At 67.4% G+C, this 17529-nt stretch carries 15 protein-coding genes; 2 read left to right on the forward strand and 13 right to left on the reverse strand.

Annotated elements, in window-relative coordinates; all coding sequences use genetic code 11:
- Positions 1-45: 45 nt before the first annotated feature.
- The 11 genes from R1L06_RS12580 to R1L06_RS12630 all read right to left on the reverse strand — a co-directional run bounded on the left by R1L06_RS12580 (position 46) and on the right by R1L06_RS12630 (position 12287).
- Entirely contained in the window at positions 46-1761 is a 1716-nt protein-coding gene (locus tag R1L06_RS12580) for a BatD family protein (RefSeq protein WP_317217857.1), read from the reverse strand.
- Positions 1758-3578, reverse strand: coding sequence for a tetratricopeptide repeat protein (locus R1L06_RS12585; protein WP_317217858.1), 1821 nt, complete (start codon positions 3576-3578; stop codon positions 1758-1760). Before R1L06_RS12585 ends, R1L06_RS12580 begins: the two co-directional genes overlap by 4 nt.
- Positions 3575-4579 carry a vWA domain-containing protein gene (locus R1L06_RS12590; protein ID WP_154264293.1) on the reverse strand — a complete coding sequence of 335 codons (1005 nt, stop codon included), beginning with the start codon at positions 4577-4579 and terminating at the stop codon, positions 3575-3577. Before R1L06_RS12590 ends, R1L06_RS12585 begins: the two co-directional genes overlap by 4 nt.
- Positions 4576-5025, reverse strand: coding sequence for a DUF4381 family protein (locus R1L06_RS12595; RefSeq protein ID WP_049461751.1), 450 nt, complete (start codon positions 5023-5025; stop codon positions 4576-4578). Before R1L06_RS12595 ends, R1L06_RS12590 begins: the two co-directional genes overlap by 4 nt.
- Positions 5022-5951, reverse strand: coding sequence for a DUF58 domain-containing protein (locus R1L06_RS12600; protein ID WP_049422629.1), 930 nt, complete (start codon positions 5949-5951; stop codon positions 5022-5024). Before R1L06_RS12600 ends, R1L06_RS12595 begins: the two co-directional genes overlap by 4 nt.
- Positions 5952-5959: 8 nt before the next feature.
- The gene (locus R1L06_RS12605) at positions 5960-6985 is read right to left on the reverse strand and encodes an AAA family ATPase (RefSeq protein ID WP_032127852.1); all 1026 of its coding nucleotides are present in this window, start codon (positions 6983-6985) and stop codon (positions 5960-5962) included.
- Positions 6986-7157: 172 nt separating this feature from the next.
- Positions 7158-9125, reverse strand: a complete 1968-nt coding sequence (locus R1L06_RS12610; RefSeq protein ID WP_317217859.1) for a type IV pilus secretin PilQ — start codon at positions 9123-9125, stop codon at positions 7158-7160.
- A 21-nt stretch (positions 9126-9146) separates the two neighbouring features.
- A complete protein-coding gene (locus tag R1L06_RS12615) occupies positions 9147-9653 on the reverse strand; it encodes a pilus assembly protein PilP (protein ID WP_010484064.1) in 507 nt (168 codons plus the stop codon).
- A 26-nt stretch (positions 9654-9679) separates the two neighbouring features.
- Complete coding sequence (locus tag R1L06_RS12620; protein ID WP_049400744.1) at positions 9680-10336, reverse strand: type IV pilus inner membrane component PilO; 657 nt, start codon at positions 10334-10336, stop codon at positions 9680-9682.
- Entirely contained in the window at positions 10333-11229 is an 897-nt protein-coding gene (locus R1L06_RS12625) for a PilN domain-containing protein (protein WP_049422632.1), read from the reverse strand. Before R1L06_RS12625 ends, R1L06_RS12620 begins: the two co-directional genes overlap by 4 nt.
- Positions 11229-12287, reverse strand: coding sequence for a pilus assembly protein PilM (locus R1L06_RS12630; protein WP_010484061.1), 1059 nt, complete (start codon positions 12285-12287; stop codon positions 11229-11231). The genes R1L06_RS12625 and R1L06_RS12630 overlap by 1 nt, the downstream gene beginning before the upstream one ends.
- Before the next feature lie 219 nt (positions 12288-12506).
- Here R1L06_RS12630 and R1L06_RS12635 point away from each other — a divergent pair, with 219 nt between their 5' ends.
- Together R1L06_RS12635 and R1L06_RS12640 are read left to right on the forward strand one after the other, a co-directional pair.
- Positions 12507-14930 carry a penicillin-binding protein 1A gene (locus R1L06_RS12635; RefSeq protein WP_317217860.1) on the forward strand — a complete coding sequence of 808 codons (2424 nt, stop codon included), beginning with the start codon at positions 12507-12509 and terminating at the stop codon, positions 14928-14930.
- Between the two features lie 160 nt (positions 14931-15090).
- Positions 15091-15735 carry a hypothetical protein gene (locus R1L06_RS12640; protein WP_012511978.1) on the forward strand — a complete coding sequence of 215 codons (645 nt, stop codon included), beginning with the start codon at positions 15091-15093 and terminating at the stop codon, positions 15733-15735.
- A gap of 302 nt (positions 15736-16037) precedes the next feature.
- Here the strand turns inward: R1L06_RS12640 and R1L06_RS12645 are convergent, their stop codons facing one another.
- A complete protein-coding gene (locus tag R1L06_RS12645; protein ID WP_317217870.1) occupies positions 16038-16781 on the reverse strand; it encodes a hypothetical protein in 744 nt (247 codons plus the stop codon).
- Positions 16782-16850: 69 nt separating this feature from the next.
- Positions 16851-17495 (reverse strand): YadA C-terminal domain-containing protein, encoded by a 645-nt coding sequence (locus R1L06_RS12650; RefSeq protein WP_317217861.1) that lies wholly within the window; start codon positions 17493-17495, stop codon positions 16851-16853.
- Positions 17496-17529: the final 34 nt, after the last annotated feature.

Here is a 17529-nt window from a genome sequence, read left to right on the forward strand (position 1 = left end):
TCGAAAAATGAATGCACTCTAACAAAGCGCGCAAGCGGCGCCGGTTCAGGTTCGCCGCGGCGGATACAGCGGCGCCAGGCCAGTGTCAGCGGTGCCGGCAGCCGCCGACCAGTGCGGTCCGTCACGGAAGGCCTCGCGCAAGCGCGCACGCAGCGACGCCAGGTCGCCCTGCCCACCCCAGCGCGCCTGCTGCAGGTCCTGCAGCACCTGTCGCTGTCCGGGGTCAGCCAGGCGGTCGATGACCTGCTCGATACGTTCGACACCAGCCATCGCACACAGCTGCGCTTCCACCTGATCAAACCCTTCACCATCCAGCGCGCGGCGCAGTTCGGCCACGCCTGCACGTCCAGTCGCCACAGCCGGCACAGCGCCCTTGGCCGCCACGGGCGCCGCCACGCGCGGGCGACGGCCTCGCTGCCAGCCCCACAACAGCGTCAGCAGCCACAGCAACGCCAGGCCGATGGCGGCGCCCATCCACGTCCATGGCCGCTCGGACAAACCACTGGCGCGCGGATCGGTCGCCGCGATACGGCTGTCCTGGCCATCGCCATCCGGCAGCGCCGCATCGGTGTCGATCGGCGGCAGCGGTGCAGGTGGCGCACTGCCAGCCCCGTTACCGGCCACCACGGCCAGCGTCAGGTCCGGCAGCTTCGCTTCCTGTGCCTTGCCATTGCGCACGTCCCACCACGGCAGGCGCGGCCCCGGCACCACCAGCGAACCCGGCTGGCGCGGCACGATGGAATAGCGGCGGGTGATCTTCAGCCGCGGCGTACTGCCATTGAAGGTCTCTTCGTACTGCGCAGGTTCTGCGAACACCTGCGCCGCGTTGCCGACGTCGGGCACCGGCAGATCGGTGAACTGCGCGCGGGTAGCGCCTTCGGCAATCGCCTCCACCACCACGTTGGCCGCCTCGCCGGTACGGGCGCTGGTCGGTGCACTGGTGTAGCGCAGCTGCAGGCCCTGCAGCGGCAGCCATGGCTGCGGCGCCTGTGCCGGTTGCGCCTGCACCTGCAACGTGCGATCGGCGCCGGTGGCATTCATGCGCCCGTCGCCGCCGCCGAAGAAATCGTCGAAGAAGCCACCGGCACTGCGCCCGCTGAAGCGCGCACCGGCCAGCCGAAGTGCACCGCTGCGCTCGGGGATCAGCAGGAAGCGCCGCTCGACCACGTTGTAGCGGCGGCCGCTGACCTGTCGCACATCGGTGCGGTCATCGCCCACCCGCTGCAACGACGCGCCGGCCGGTGTATCCAGCACCAGTTCGCCGGAGGCCAGCTGCGAAGCGAAATACAACCGCACCACCACGCCTACGCTCTGCTGCACATACGGTGTCTCGTCATCGACAGCGGTTTCGATGAACGCCACCGCATTGCTGTCGGGACCTGCCACGGCAGCGGCATCCACCTGCAGGGTCAACGGTGCGGTACGTACGCTGCCCACCTGCAGGCCCGGCACCACCAGTGCACCGCTACGCCGTGGCGTGAGTGCCACGCCATACAGATTGCGCTGCTGCATGCTGCCATTGCTCCACGCTACCTGGCGGCTGCTGGTCTGCCCGCTGAGGTCGAAGTCGGTGCGCAACGGTGTGAAGTCAGGGGCGCCCTGGTCGCTCTCGACGTTGAGCGTGACCGTGTCGCCCATCGCGATGCGGTCGCGGTCCAGCCACGCACGCGGCTGCGCCCAGGCCAGCAGCGGCAGCCACAGCAGCAGCGCCGCCAGTACCTGTCGGGGCCAGTGCCCGTGCATGTTGATCGCCCGCGTCATCGCCCTTCCCTCTTCCTGCGTTCGTTTTCCAGCTGGAACTTGGCCCGCAGCAATGCGCCCGGATCATCCGGCACGCGCCGCATCCACGCCTCCACCGCCTGCTGCTCCTCGCGTTGGCGTGGGGTGGTGCCGTCGCTGCCTGGCACGGGCTTGCCATCCTGATCGCCTTTGCCCTCACGTGCCTGCTGCATGGCCTGCTGCATGCGCTGGCGCTGTTGCTCATCAGCCTGGGCCTGCGCCTTGGCATCCTCCACCTGTGGCGGCGCCTGCTGTCCATCGCGGCCGCGCTCGCCGGGCTGCGGGCTCGACTGGTTCTTTTCGTCACCGGGATTGGGCTGGCCCTGCTGACCTGACTGCGGCTGTCCCTGACCGGGATTCTGCTGGCCCTGCGGATTCTGCTGGCCCTGTGAATCGTTCTGCTGCTTCTGCTGCCCGTTCTGCGGTGGCTTCTGCTGATCCTGGCCTTTGCCACCCGACTGCTTGCGCTTGCGCACGGCATCGACCACGGCACGGTTGGCGACCGCATCGGCCATGCCGGGATGCAGTGCCAGCGCGCGGTCGTAGGCGGCAATGGCTTCGTCGTAGTTGCCCTGGCGGGCCAGCGTATTGGCCAGGTTGTACCAGCCCGCATCGCTGTCGATGCCCTCGAACTGCTTGCGGGCACTGGCGAAATCACCGTTGCGGTAAGCCTGCGCACCTTCGGCCAGACGCTGGTGCTGCACCTGGTCGGCGCGCTTCCACAGCGTGCCCTGCGCCAGCGGTGCGGCAGGCACCGCGGGCGCCTGCGCCTGCACATCACTCATCCATGGCAGCAGGCCCACCGCCAGCACCGCCGCCAGCAGCGCGCGGCGACGGAAAGCGAGCAGCGCCAGCAGCATCACCGGTGGCAGCAGCCAGAACCCTTCATCACGCCATTGCTTGCCCTCGCCGGGCCGCTGCGCCGCAGTACCTTCGCGTGCATCAAGTACGCCCAGCGCACGCAGATCACTGTCATCGGTGGCGATGCGGGCATAGCGGCCTCCGCCTGCGGTCGCCACCGCACGCAGGCTGCCTTCATCCAGCGCGGCCTGGCGGATCTGCCCAGTGCCATCCCGGTACGCCGCACCGGCAGATGTGCCCAGCCCCAGTACCGACACCTGCATGCCGAGGCTGCGCGCCTGCGCTGCGGCCAGTGCCGCTTCATCATCCGCCTGATCGCTGACCAGCAGGATCTGCCCCCGCAATGCCCCGATCTGGCGCATCAACCGCGTCGCCCAGTCGATGCCACGGTCGGCGCGTTGTCCGTCGCGCGGCATCACATCCGGCGACAGCGCGTCCAGATACAGCGCGACGTTGCTGCCGTCGTCGGTCAAAGGTGCCACGGTGTAGGCATCCTCGGCATAGACCACCAGCCCCACCTGCCCCCCCTGGCGGGCACGCAGCAGCTCGCCCACTGTTGCCCGTGCCTGCAGCAGGCGCGACGGCGGCAGATCGGTAGCATTGATCCGGCTGGACAGATCCAGCACGACCAGCAGCGGTGCGCTGGCCTGGAACATCGGTTGTGCCTGCTGCCGCCAACTCGGCCCGGCCATGGCCAGCGCTGCCAGGGTCCAGCCCAGCAGCACGGCCCAGGGCAGGCGTGCACGGCGGCGCGTGCCCGCAGCCAGCAGATGCGGCAACAGGTGGGCATCCACCGCTGTTCGCCACACGTCGCTGCGCCGCTGCCGATACAACGCCACAGCGATGATCAACGGCAGCGCCAGCAACGCCCACAGCCATTCCGGACGCAGGAAGTGCAGCGCGTTCCAGTCGGGAAGATTCGAAGCAAGCGCGATCATCGGCGACGCTCCGGCCACAGCCAGGCCAATGCGCCCAGCAGCAAGGCCAGGCCCAGCGCCCATGCATAGCGTTCCTCGCGCGGTCGCAGGCTTGGTCCCTTCGCAGCGATCGGCTCGAGCCGGTCCAGTTCGGCGTAGATGCCGGCCAGCTGTGCAGTGTCGCGGGCGCGGAAGAACTGGCCGCCGGTCATGCTCGCGATCTTCTTCAAGGTAGCCTCGTCGACCGGATCCTGGTCGGCGGAAATGGGAATACCGAACAGGCGCATGCTGCCATCACCGCCAAAGGCGACGGTGTGGATACGCACGCCCTCGGCACGCGCGACTTCGGCGGCACGCAGCGGTTCCAGCACGCCGGCATTGCTGACGCCGTCGGTCAGCAGAATCAGCACGCGCTGGCCTTCAGGCTGGCTGCGCAGGCGCTTCACCGCCAGGCCGATGGCATCACCGATTGCGGTCTCGCGCCCGGCCAGGCCGACCACGCTGTCGCGCAGCTGGTCGCGCACGCTGGCCAGATCGGCCGTAAGCGGCGTCAGCGTGTAGGCGCGGTCGCCGAAGATCAGCAGGCCGATGCGATCACCGGCGCGGCGATCGAGGAAGTCGGCCAGCACCGCCTTCGCGGCAGTGAGGCGATCCACCGCCTGCCCGCCCAGCACCATGTCGCCCTCGCCCATGCTGCCGGACACGTCCATCGCCAGCATCATCTGCCGGCCCTCCTGCGGCGGCGTGATCGCTTCACCCAGCTGTTGCGGGCGAGCCAGTGCGACGCACAGCGCGCACCAACCCAGCCACAACAGCAGCGTGCGCAGCCACGACACATCAACGCGGCCGCCACCGGCCAGCGCTTCCAGTTCCGTCGCCGCATAGGGCACCCGCAGCGCAGCACCGGGATCGGCACGACGCTTCCACCAGCGCATCAGCAACGGCAACGGCAGCGCCAGCAGGGCCAACGGCCACGCCAGCTGCAGGTCCGGCCATGGCCAGTAACTTGCCAGCAGATTCATCGGCGCCGCTCCAGCAGCATGGCCAGATAGCGCTCGCGCGCCCAGCGGCGTACTGCGGCCACCTCGTTGACGTCCACGCGTGGGCGATAGGCACCTTCGGCCAACAGGCTTCGGCGTGCTTCCGGCAATGTGCCCTGCGGATCCACGCGCTGCCACCAGGCATCATCGCGCAGGGATTCACTGCCGGGCTGCGCCTGGCGTGCGGCGCGACGCAGCAGTCCGGCGATGGCTGCCAGTTCCGCAGCAGCATCGGCGGTAGATGCCAGCTCCTGATCGAACAGCTGCAACCAGCGTTGGCGGCGACGGCGACGCTGCCACCAGAAGAATGCAGCCACCGCCAGCAACAGCAGCATCACGCCGCCGATCATCAGATAGCCCGGTGCCGGCGGCCACCATGATGGAGCGGGTGGCACCTGCACATCGCGCAGCGGCAGGTTCGCGCTCATGCCGGCACCTCGGTCGGTGATGGCGCCAGCCAGGCATCGCTGGGCGCGTCGGTGGACAGCACCTGCACATCGACGCGGCGCGCTCCCAGCTGGCGCCGCAGGTCCTGCAGCGGTTCGACGAAGTGGGCCTGCCAATGGGCCTGGACCTCGCTGCGTCGCAGGTCGAGGCCGATGCGCTGCTGCAGGGTCTGGAACTGCAGCGCGGCTGACGGAGGCTGCAGTTCCAATGGATCCACCAGCAGCACCAGGCTGAGGTCGTGGTGCTGGGCCAGCGCACTCCAGCGCGCCGGCGGAATACGGATGGCCTGCTGCGGATCGGCCAGCACCAGCACACGTGCACCCGGGCGCAGGACGCGACCGGCATGGTCCAGCGCACGTTCCAGGCCAAGGTCGTCGGCCGGGGGCTGCGCATACCAGCGGGTGAGCGCGTCCAGCACGCGCAATACGCCGCGCGGGCCGCCTGCCGGTGCAATCGGTGGTTCACGGTCGCTGCCACGCAGGGCGCCGATGCGATCGCCCCGACGCTGCGCCGACCACGCGGCGACGGCGCCCGCGCGTGCAGCCTGCACCGATTTGAAGCGCACGCGGGTGCCGAAGTACAGGGCCGGCGAGGTATCGGCCACGATCAGGCTGACCCGCTCGCGTTCGGCCTGGAACAGCTTGGTGTGGGCACGACCGGTCCGCGCGGTCACCCGCCAGTCGATATGCCGTGCATCATCACCGGCCACGTACTCGCGTGACTCCGCATATTCCATGCCACGCCCGCGCAGCGGCGACGGCGCCTGCCCGGCGTTGCCGGCACGGCCACGGCGTGGCGGCGGCGGTCGCTGTGCAAGGCGGCGCAGCGCCACCAGTTCGGACAGTTGCGGGCGCAGCCCGTCACCGTCACTGACGGAGGAGGCGTGGTGCAGGGATGGATCGGTCATGCGCAGGCTCAGGGTGCCGGCACCCGGGCCAGCAGCTCCTGCACCAGGCGCTCACCATCCCAGCCTTCAGCGGTGGCTTCGTAGCTGGGCAGCACGCGATGGCGCAGCACGTCGGCAGCAACCGCACGCACGTCATCGGGGGTGACGAAATCGCGGCCGGCCAGCCAGGCGCGCGCGCGTGCACAGCGTTCCAGCGCGATGGAACCGCGCGGGCTGGCGCCCCATGCAATGCGGCGGCCAAGACCAGCGTCATAGCGCGACGGATCACGCGAGGCCAGCACCAGCTCGATCAGGTAGCGTTCCAGCGCCGGCGCCATGTGCAGGTCCAGCACTTCGCGGCGGGCATCGAACACATCCTGCATCGGCAGCTTTTCCGGCGCTTGTGCGGCTTCCCCCAACGCACCACGGGCGCGCTCGCGGGCCAGGCGCAGGATCTCCGATTCGGCGGCCTGGTCCGGGTAGCCGATGCGCACATGCATCAGGAAACGGTCCAACTGCGCTTCTGGCAGCGGGAAGGTGCCTTCCTGCTCGATCGGGTTCTGCGTGGCCATCACCAGGAACAGCGGCGGCAGCGCGTAGGTGTGGCGGCCCACGGTGACCTGGCGCTCGCCCATCGCTTCCAGCAGTGCCGACTGCACCTTGGCTGGCGCGCGGTTGATTTCATCGGCCAGCAGGATCGGATGGAAGATCGGGCCGGGTACGAATTCGAAGCGGCCTTCCTGCGGGCGCCAGATCTCGGTGCCGGTCAGGTCGGCAGGCAACAGGTCCGGGGTGAACTGCACGCGGGCGAAGTCGGCCTCCAGGCGCGAGGCCAGCGCGCGGATCGCCGTGGTCTTGGCCAGGCCCGGAGCGCCTTCCACCAGCAGGTGGCCATCGGCCAGCAGCGCGATCAGCAGGCGTTCGACCAGCGCGGCCTGGCCGACGATCTCGGCCGACAATGCGTCGCGCAGCTGGCTGAAAGCGGCATGCAGGCGGGAGGTGGCCGGCGCGGACGGCGGCGAGACGGTTTCGGGCATCGGCGGTGGCAGGTTCATGGGGGCCTTTGACCGGCGCGGGACGGCACGGGTTCCCGACATCATCGCAGGGTGCCCTGCGAATGGCATCAAGAACGGCTGAACGGCCCATCCACGCATGGCGTGGATCTACGGGCGGAAACGCAGAAGGGCCGCGCAGGGCGGCCCTTCTGCGTTTCGCGGAGGCGCGGGCTCAGTTCTGCTTGGCCACGCGCAGCACCTTCGGGGTGACGAACACCAGCAACTCGGCCTTGTCCTTGTTGCGGCCGCGCTTCTTGAACAGGTTGCCCAGGAACGGCACGTCGCCCAGGAACGGCACCTTGCTGATGCTGCTGCGGTCGGTGAACTCGTACACACCACCGATGACCACGGTCTGCCCATCCTCGACCAGCACCGCGGTAGTGACCTCGCGCCGGTTGATCGACGGCACCGTGCCGTAGCCGTCCAGCTGTATGAGCTGGTCCACTTCGTCCTTCTTCACCTGCATGTTGAGGAAGACGCGGTTGTCGTTGGTGATGGTCGGTGTGACCTTCAGCTCCAGAACCACTTCCTTGAACTGCACGTTCGGCGTTGCAACACCACTGGCACCGCCACCACTGATGGTGACGTAGCCGATTTCCTTGCCCTGCTTGATCGTTGCCTCACGCTGGTTGGTGGTGACCACACGCGGGTTGGAGATCACTTCACCTCGCGACTCTTCCTGCATGGCCGACAACTCCACGTCCAGCAGGTAGCCGGCATTGAGGATCGACAATGCCAGAGAACCCGGATTGCTGGTCGCGGCTACCGGCAAACTCCAGTTCAGGCCACGGGTAATGGCCGAACCCGTCGGTACCGGCGGCGGACCGACACGGCCGCCAGCAATCCAGTCACGCTCGGCCTTGGCATTGTCCTGCGCCGCCTTGACTTGGGATTCGCGGGTCAGGCGATTGGATTCCAGGTTGCCGCTGAAGTACACGTTGTCGCGGCTGCCGCTGATGCCGAACTTCGCACCCAACTCGCGGGCGAAGGTGTCGGTCGCGATCACGATGCGGCTTTCGATCAGCACCTGGTCGACCGGGCGGTCGATCACGCTGATCAGCTCGCGCATGCGCGCGATCTTCTTCGGAATGTCGCTGATCATCAGCGTGTTGGTGCGCTCGTCGGCGACGATGCGGCCACGCCCGGACAGGAAGCCACTCTCCTCCTGCGACGAGCCGCCACCACCGCCATTGCCGCCACCACTGCCGCCACCGATGCCCTTGGCCTCGGTCAGCGCTTTGAAGATCTGCGTGGCGCTGTGGTAGTTGATCTGGACGTAATCGGTGACCAGGTCTTCGCGGTTCTCGATGGCGATGCGCGCGTCTTCCTTCTCCTGCTCGAACTTGGCCAGCTCAGCCTGCGGAGCGACCCAGATCACGCTGCCATCGCGACGCTTGTCCAAGCCCTTGGCACGCAGCACGATGTCCAGTGCCTGGTCCCACGGCACGTTGACCAGGCGCAGGGTCACATTGCCCTGTACCGAATCGGAGGCCACCACGTTGAGATTGGATTCCTCGGCGATCAGCTGCAGCACGGTGCGCACCGGCACGTCCTGGAAGTTGAAGGTCACCGGCTTGCCGGTGAAACCGCGCTGGCCGACGGCCTTGGCAGCCTGGGTGACGCTGCCGGCGGTGACGGCACCGACGGCGGCCGGCGCCTGCCGCGGGCTGATCTCCACCACGTACTCGTTGCCACTCTGGTAGGCCAGCGACTCCACCGCGCCACCGGTGCTCAGCACCAGCTGGGTACCGGCACCGGACGGCTTGGCGTCGATGCGCTGCACCGGCGTAGCGAAGTCGATGACGTTCATCGGCTTCTGCAGGTTGGCCGGCAGTCGGGCGTTACCGACATCGACCACCACGCTGTTGCCCTGCGTACGCAGGTCCGGAACCGCGCCCTGGCCGTCGAACTGGACGATCAGGCGCCCGGCGCCATCATCGCCGCGCTTGAAATCGATCTTGGCCACCGACAGGCCGGCCGGCGCTGCCGCCGGTGCCACGGTGGCGCCCACCGGCTTTTCCGCCGGTGCGGCGGCCAGCGCCGGAGCGCAGGCCAGCATCAGCGCGACTCCCAACGCGCTGACACGGTTCAAGGTAAAGCGCCGGATGGGACGCAGCCCCTTGGCTTGGTGAAAGGTCATCGTGCTATCCCCAGTAAACGATCATTGATCTTCAAGCGAGAGCGTTGCCGGCCGTTCCAGCCAGCCGCCCGCGCCATCCGGCACCAGTTCGATCAGCTCCACGTGGTCTTCGAAGACCGCCGTGACCCGCCCGTCGCTCTGCCCCAGGTAGCCGCCCGGGCGTACCCGGTAGGTCACCTTGTCCGGCCCCATCACCAGCGCCACGGTGGCGGCTCCGGTGCCGATGGTGCCGACCATGTCCAGTGCGTCCAGCGGGAAGCCTTCCAGCGGCTCCTTGCGCCGGTTCGGATCCGGACGCAATCCGCCATTCCCCTGCTGCGGATTGGTCCAGGCATCGGTGAACGGATCGCGCAGACCCTGTGCGGAGTATTCGAAGGTTTCGAACTGCTGCATCACCGGCAGCGGCTCCAGCGGCTGCGCCGGTCGCGCACGCTCGCCTTCCACCCACTTTTCAAGATTCGGTGCATCACCCGGCGTGCTGGTCACATCGCGGCCGCACGCGGCCAGCATCAGCACGACGGCAGCCATCCCACAACGCGCAAAGAGGGAACGGATCACTTCTTCTCCTCCTTGCCGGCGTCAGCCGCCTGCTGTGCCTGCACCTCGGTCTCATCCAGATAGCGGTAGGTCTTGACCGTGCCGGACAGCTCCAGCGCACCACTGCGGGCGTTGCCGCTGGTCTTGTCCTTGGGCTTGAGGTTGATGTCGTGCATGGTCAGGATGACCACGCGCGGCAGCGACGCCACGCCACTGACGAAGGCACCGAACTGGTGGTAACTGCCCACCATGCGCAGCTTGATCGGCTTCTCGGCGTAGAACTCCTTGACCTGCTCCTGCTCCGGCTCGAACAGCTCGTTGGTCAGGCCGCTGGACAGCGCAGTCTGCGAGATGTCGATGATCAGGTCCGGCATTTCGGTCTTGCTGGGCAGCTGTCGCAGCATCTGCTGCAGCACCTGTTCCATCTGTGCCAGCTGCTGCTTCAGCGGCGCCAGGTTCACCGCACGCTCCTGCTGCTTGGTGAACTCCGAACGCAGCTCGACTTCCTTCGATTCCAGGCCGGCCAGTTCCTCGCGCTTGCCACTGATCAGCAGCATCCACGCCACGAACATGATCACCAGCGCCAACAGCGAGCAGAAGACGATCTTGGCCTTCTGCGGCCAGTTGCCGATGTCGTTGAAATCCAGGTTCTTCAGATCGATTTTCTGGCTCATGCGCGATCCCCCTGCAGCGGGGCGTTGAAGGCCTGCGGCGGCTGCGCCAGGCGGCTGCCCTCGGGCTTCGGCGCAGGCTTTGCAGCCGGGGCTGCCGGCTGGTTCGGCGTAGCCGGGGCCGGGGTGGCAGCAGGTGCGTTGACCGGCGCGGCGGCGGGTGCGGGTGCAGCCGGTGCAGCAGCGGGCTGGCCTGCGGCCGGTGCAGCAGGTGCCGCTGCATCCGGGCCGGCTGCAAGCGGTGCCACTGCGGGCGGAGCCGGCGTTGCCACCGAACCATCGGCGTTGAGGCCTGGCGTACCGGCCACTTCCTCACTCTGTGCCGGCAGCTTCACCTTGACCACGAACACATAGGGCAGCGCCTTGATGTCGGCCAGCGGGCCCACCTTGCCGTCCTTGTCCTTCTCGGGATCACGCGCTTCGATGATCGACAGTTCCGGGTTGGTCATCCAACCGGAGGTCTCCAGGTTGCGCATGTACGCCGAAACACGGGCATTGGACTGGGTACGGCCTTCCAGGGTCAGCACGTCGCCTTCCTGCTTCAGCGCGGTCAGCACCAGGCCATCGGGAATCGTGCGCACCAGCGCATCGAACAGGTGCACCATCTGCGAGCGCTTGGCCTGCAGTTCCTCGATCACCTTCTTGCGGGCCAGCAGGCGTTCCTTCTGCGCGTCGAGGCGGTCGATCTCCTTGTTCTGTTCCTTGACCTTCTCGATCTCGGCTTCCAGATAGGCGTTGCGGTCCATCTGGCCGCTCACCTGGCGGTCGTAGTAGAACCAGATCACCAGCGACAGCAGCAGGCCACCGATCGCGGCCATGCCCAGCATTGCGTAGAACTCGCGCTGGCGTTGCTTGCGCCGCTCGGCGCGCCAGGGCAATAGATTGATGCGTGCCATCAGTCGAAGCTCCTCAGCGCCAGACCGGTTGCGATCATCAGCGCGGGGGCATCCTGGGCCAGCGCATGCGCGTTCACCTTCGGCCCCAGGGTCATCTGCGCCAGCGGGTTGGCGACCACGGTCGGCACGCCCAGCTGCTCCTCGACCATTTCCGGCAGACCGCCCAGCACGGCGCAGCCACCGGCCAGCACGATGTGATCAACGCGGTTGAACTCGCTGCCTGCGTAGAAGAACTGCAGCAGGCGGCTGATCTGCTGGACCGTGGCTTCCTTGAACGGCTCCAGCACTTCCATCTCGTAGCTTTCCGGCAGCCCGCCCTGGCGCTTGGCCAGTCCGGCTTCCTCGTAGCTCAGGCCGTAGCGGCGCATGATCTCGTCGGTCAGCTGCTTGCCACCGAACACCTGTTCGCGGCTGTACAGGCTGCGGCCGCCGCGCAGGACATTGAGGGTGGTCATGGTGGCACCGATGTCGACCAGCGCGACCACACCCTCGATGGATACCGGCAGCTCGCTGGCGACCAGGGCATAGGCGTTCTCGACCGCGAAGGCCTCCACGTCCATCACCTTGGCCTGCAGGCCACCCAGCTCCAGCGCCGACTGGCGCAGTTCCACGTTCTCCGAACGCGACGCGGCCAGCAGCACCTGGACCATCTCCGGGTTGTTCGGGATCGCGCCGATCACCTCGAAGTCCAGGTTCACTTCCTCGATCGGGTACGGAATGTAGTTGACCGCTTCCAGCTCGATCTGGGCTTCCATGTCGTTCTCGTCGAGCTCGGCCGGCATCGGGATCACCTTGGTGATCACCGCCGACCCAGCGACGGCGGCAGCGGCCAGCTTGGCCTTGCTCCCCGAGCGGTTCATCGCGCGGCGGATGGCCTCACCCACGGCCTCCACTTCCACGATGTTCTTCTCCACCACCGCGTTCGGCGGAAGAGGTTCCACAGCGTAATGTTCCACACGAAAACGATTGCCACTGCGGGACAGCTGCAAAAGCTTTACCGCAGTCGAACTGATGTCGACGCCTACAAGCGGCGACTGACTTTTTGGGATGAGCCCCACGGTTTCTCCCCTGCCGACGGGCACTTGGACGCAAGACCTGCGCCCGAGCATTAATAACGTATTCTTAGCAAATGGCAACGGCCCTGCTGTGAAGTCCCTCACGGATTCACCATGCAGCCCCTGACTGTTCCCCTTGCGCTCCCCGGTGCCGACCCCAGCCGCCACCTTGCGTAATCTATACTCTGCGACCACGAAATTCGCAATCGGAATCTGAACCCGATGACTCGACTCCGCCGCTGGCTGCGCTGGATCTTCCTGATTGTCCTGGTCCTGGCGCTGATCGGCGCGGCCGCCGTGGGCGGTCTGTACTACGCCGTGTCCTCCAAGCTTCCCGACGTGCAGACCCTGCGCGACGTGGAAATGCAGGAGCCCATGTACGTCTATGCCGCCGACGGCAAGCTGATGGCGGTGTTCGGCGAGACCCGCCGTACCCCCATCACCATGAAGGACGTGCCCGAGCGCCTGAAGCAGGCGTTCCTGGCCACCGAGGATGCCCGCTTCTACGAGCATGGCGGTGTGGACTACATGGGCATCGGCCGAGCGGTGTGGCTGCTGGCCACCACCAACGACAAGCGCGTGCCGGGTGGCTCCACCATCACCCAGCAGGTGGCCCGCCAGTTCTTCCTCAGCTCCGAGTACAGCTACACCCGCAAGCTGGCCGAGATCCTGCTGGCGCGGAAGATCGAGTCCGAGCTGAGCAAGGACGAGATCTTCGAGCTGTACCTGAACAAGAGTTTCTTCGGCAACCGCGCCTACGGCGTGGCCGCCGCCGCCGAGTTCTACTACGGCAAGAAGCTGAACGAGCTGGACCTGGATGAAATGGCCTCGCTGGCCGGCATCCCCAAGTTCCCGTCTTCGGGCAACCCGATCTCCAACCCGGAACGTGCCCGCCAGCGCCGCGACAACTATGTGCTGCAGCGCATGGCCGATCTGAAGTTCGTCAGCCAGGCCGAGGCCGATGCGGCCAAGGCCGTGCCCATGCACGCCACCGCGCATGAGCCGCCGGTGCAGGTCGATGCCCCCTACGTGGCCGAGCTGGTGCGCCAGGAAATGATCGCCCGCTTCGGCGGCGATGTGGTCAACAAGGGTTACCACGTCACCACCACCATCGATGCCACCCTGCAGACCGCCGCCAACCAGTCGGTGCGCGACGGCCTGCTGCTGTACGACCACCGCCACGGCTGGCACGGCGTGGAGAAGCAGGTGCAGGTGGGTGCCGGCGAAGACGCCGCTGCCCTGGCCGAGCACCTGCGTGGCATGTACGGCCAGGCCGGCCTGCTGCCGGCCATCGTCGCCAGCACCGGTGCCGATGGCAGCGCAACGGTGGTGCTGGCAAACCGCAGCGAGATCGTGCTGCCGGCCGGCGCCGCCAAGTGGACCAACAAGACCCCGGGCAAGCTGGTGCAGCGCGGCGACATCGTGCGCGTGCGCGCCGGTGCCAAGGAAGGTGAGTGGCTGCTGGACCAGATCCCGCGCGGCCAGTCCGCACTGGTCTCGCTGGATGCCCACAACGGCGCGTTGAAGGCGCTGGTGGGTGGCTTCAGCTTCTCCGGCAACAAGTTCAACCGCGCTACCCAGGCCCGTCGCCAGCCGGGTTCGAGCTTCAAGCCGTTCGTCTACGCCGCCGCCTTCGACAAGGGCTACAACCCGGCCTCGATCGTGCTCGACGCCCCGGTCGTGTTCCGCGACCGCCGCGGCAAGACTTGGGCCCCGCAGAACGACGGCGGCGGCTTCCGCGGCACGATGCGCCTGCGTGAGGCGCTGGTGCAGTCGCGCAACCTGGTCTCGGTGCGCCTGCTTGATGGCATGGGCGTGGACTATGCGCGCAAGTACATCAGCGAGTTTGGCTTCGCCGAATCGGAACTGCCGCCGAACCTGTCGATGTCGCTGGGTACCGCCTCGCTGACCCCGCTGTCGGTGGCCCGCGGCTACGCCGTGTTCGCCAACGGCGGCTCACGCGTGGACACCTGGCTGATCGACCAGGTCAATGACCGCGACGGCAACGTGGTGTTCAAGGAAAACCCGGCACTGGCCTGCCGCGACTGCGCCGGCAGCAGCGACCAGCCGGTCAACCAGGTGGTGGACGGCTTCAACTTCGGTGCCCCGGCCCCGAAGGTGGACCCGGCTGCTGCCGCCAAGGCCGAAGCCAAGACCGAAACCCCGGCCGCGCCGGTCAACCCCGATGCCCGCACCGCCCCGCGCGCGATCGACGCCCGCACTGCCTACCAGCTGGTGTCGATGATGCGCGACGTGGTCCAGCGCGGTACCGGTGCCCAGGCCAAGGTGCTCGGCCGCGAGGACGTGGGCGGCAAGACCGGCTCCACCAACGACCACCGCGACGCCTGGTTCTCCGGCTTCGGCGGCCCGTACGTGACCACCGTGTGGGTGGGCCGCGACGACTTCCGCTCGCTGGGTTACCGCGAATACGGTGGCAAGGCCGCCCTGCCGATCTGGATCGACTACATGCGCACCGCGCTGAAGGACACCCCGATCGCACAGAACGAACCGCCCAGCGGCATGGTCCAGGCCACCCTCAACGGCGCCACCGAGTGGGTGAAGGTGGAAGACATGGACCGCCTGACCGACTACGACCTGAACCTCAATACGCCGCAGGCCGACGCCGCCGCGTTCGATATCTTCTGAGGAAGGGTGCGGTGGGTGCCGCTCTGGTAGATGCCAACCTTGGTTGGCGCCCCGTGCCGACCAAGGTCGGCACCCACCAAAGCGGTTGCATCCGCCATACCCACGCAGATGTCACATCCGTGCGCTAGTCTGTAGCCAGGTCGCAACAGGGAGTCATCGCATGCATCGCGCCCGTCAGCATGCTGCCAGCCAGACCCGCGAGCGGCGCCACCGCCTCGCCCACGAAGCCGCCCGCCTGATGGCCGAAGGCGGCATCCGCGACTACCACCAGGCCAAGTTGAAGGCCGCCAGCCGGCTCGGCATCCACGATGATGCCTCCCTGCCCCGCAACACCGAGATCGAAGACGCCCTGCGCGAGTACCAGCGGCTGTTCTCCGGGCCCCAGCACGGCAACGAACTGCAGCGCCGCCGTGAAGCCGCGATGCGTGCGCTGGAGTTCCTGCACGGCTTCGCCCCGCGCCTGGCCGGTCCCGTACTGGACGGCACCGCCGACGCCAACAGCCCCGTGCAGCTGCACCTGCACAGCGACGATCCGGAAGCCGTGCACCGCTTCCTGGACGAACACGGCATTCCCGCCGAATCGCGGACGCGTCGCCTGCGCATGGATCGCGAACGCTGCCTGGACGTGCCCGTGTGGGTGTTCAGTGCCGAAGAGCTGACATTCGACCTGGCCGTGCTGCCCTACGACGCCCTGCGTCAGGCACCGCTGTCACCGGTGGATGAGAAGCCGATGCGACGCGCGTCGGTGGCACAGCTGCGGCAGGTGCTGGCCGAAGCGGAGATCACCGCGTATATCGGCGGGTGAGGGTAGCGCCGGTCCATGGCCGGCGAGCGCAGCGGTGTGCGACGGGCGTGGTGGGGCCGCGCCGGTCTTGGTAGGTGCGGACCGTTGGTCCGCACTGTGCTTCAGGCATTTCGATTGCTGACCGAAGAGCAGTTGAGCATGGCTCGACTCTACAGGGGCGCTGCACCGGTGTTTGGTAGGTGCGGACCGCTGGTCCGCACTGTGCTTCGGGCATTTCGATGGCTGAGTGGAGAGCAGTCGAGCAAGCTCGACTCTACAAAAGCGGTGTTACCTGCTCTGGCAGGTGATGCCCATCATGCGCGCTACCAGACAAAACGGTTATCGCGCAGCGGGTCGCTGAGCAGCCGCGGCAACCACGGTGCGGGGGCACGCTGCGGATACTCCCGCATCATCTGTGCGTGCATGGCCTGCAGGTCCCGCAGCACCCAGGACTGGTAGTAGATGTCGTTGAACCCATCCGACCAACCACTCTTCACCCGCTCATGCTCGTCTGCCTCCAACGACGGCATCTGGTCCAACGACACCTCCAGGATCGTCGCCAGCGCCGCGTTGATCTGCGCATTCTCCACACCGGCCTGACGCACGTAGTCCAACCTATCCAGCACCCGCCGGCAATCGTAGGGGAAGCACCCGCCTGTGGCGGTGATGTAGTCAGCGATGTCCGCCAGCATGTCGGCTTTCAGCCGCCACACCACTTCACTGTCCATCACCTGCCGTACCCGCATCGTGCGCAGCGTGCTCGCCCGCACCTCCTCCGGCGTAGTGAACGGAGCACCCGGCGTGCTGCCCGCGTGGCGTACCAGCACGATGCGATGGATCGCCTCCCTGGTGACACCCTCGATGCGCAGCGCCGCTGTCTCCGGGTGCACGCGCGGCGTCGGCACGCTCAGCATCCGCCACATGTACCACAGCACCAGCAACAGACCGGCGATGCACAGCCCGCTCATCAGCGTCCACAGATCCAGGTTCCGCGTGTAGTAGCGATAGCGCGCCCGCCAGATATAGAACGTGCGATAGCTGATGATTCCCTTTACCCATCTGTACATCGCCATCTCCTGGGCGAGGACCCCGGCGCGGCGGGGTGGATTACGCGCGTCGTGCCGGGGCTCCATGGCTTACCAGCCGATACCCACGCCCACGCCCATGCTGCGCTCACCGCTGTTGGTGAACGCACCATTGAGGCTGAACGTGGCCGAGCCCTTGTCGTTGAGCACGCGCTGGTAGCCCACCGCCATGGCCGACTCGCCCTCGGCATAGCCCACGCCCGCGCCGAGGCGGTTGTAGGTATTCAGGCCAGCGGTGTTCATGGCCATTGCGCTCTGCGCGCTGGTCATCGCCGCCATGCGGTTGAAGCGCTTGTCCATCTTGTCCAGGCGGCGGTCGACCTCGCGCGAGATGCCATCGCTGTACTCGTTGGCACGGGCCAGCATCTTCTCCAGCTCGGCGGTGTCCACCTGCGGGGTCGGGGCTTCGGGCTTGGGCGTCTCAGCCTGCGGCTGCGGCGACGACTTCGGCGCGTTGCCTGCATCGGCCAACGGCGGGTTGCCGCCGGTGGACGGCGGCGCGTCATCGGCGGCCGGCGTACCGGTGTCGGCCGAGGCGACAGTCATTGCACGCGACTGCGGCTGGCTGTCGATGCGGCTTTCCAGGCCATCCATGCGGCCGTTGAGCTGCTGCTGCATGGAGTGCAGCTGGCCACCGTTGACCGCGTCGCGGCTGCCGGCAGCGATGACGCCGTTGGCCACGTTGGAGAGCACCATGCCGTTGGCACCGGCGAAGGTGAGCTGGTTGAGG

This window comes from Stenotrophomonas mexicanensis (assembly GCF_032911605.1).
GTDB classification, from domain to species: domain Bacteria; phylum Pseudomonadota; class Gammaproteobacteria; order Xanthomonadales; family Xanthomonadaceae; genus Stenotrophomonas; species Stenotrophomonas maltophilia_A.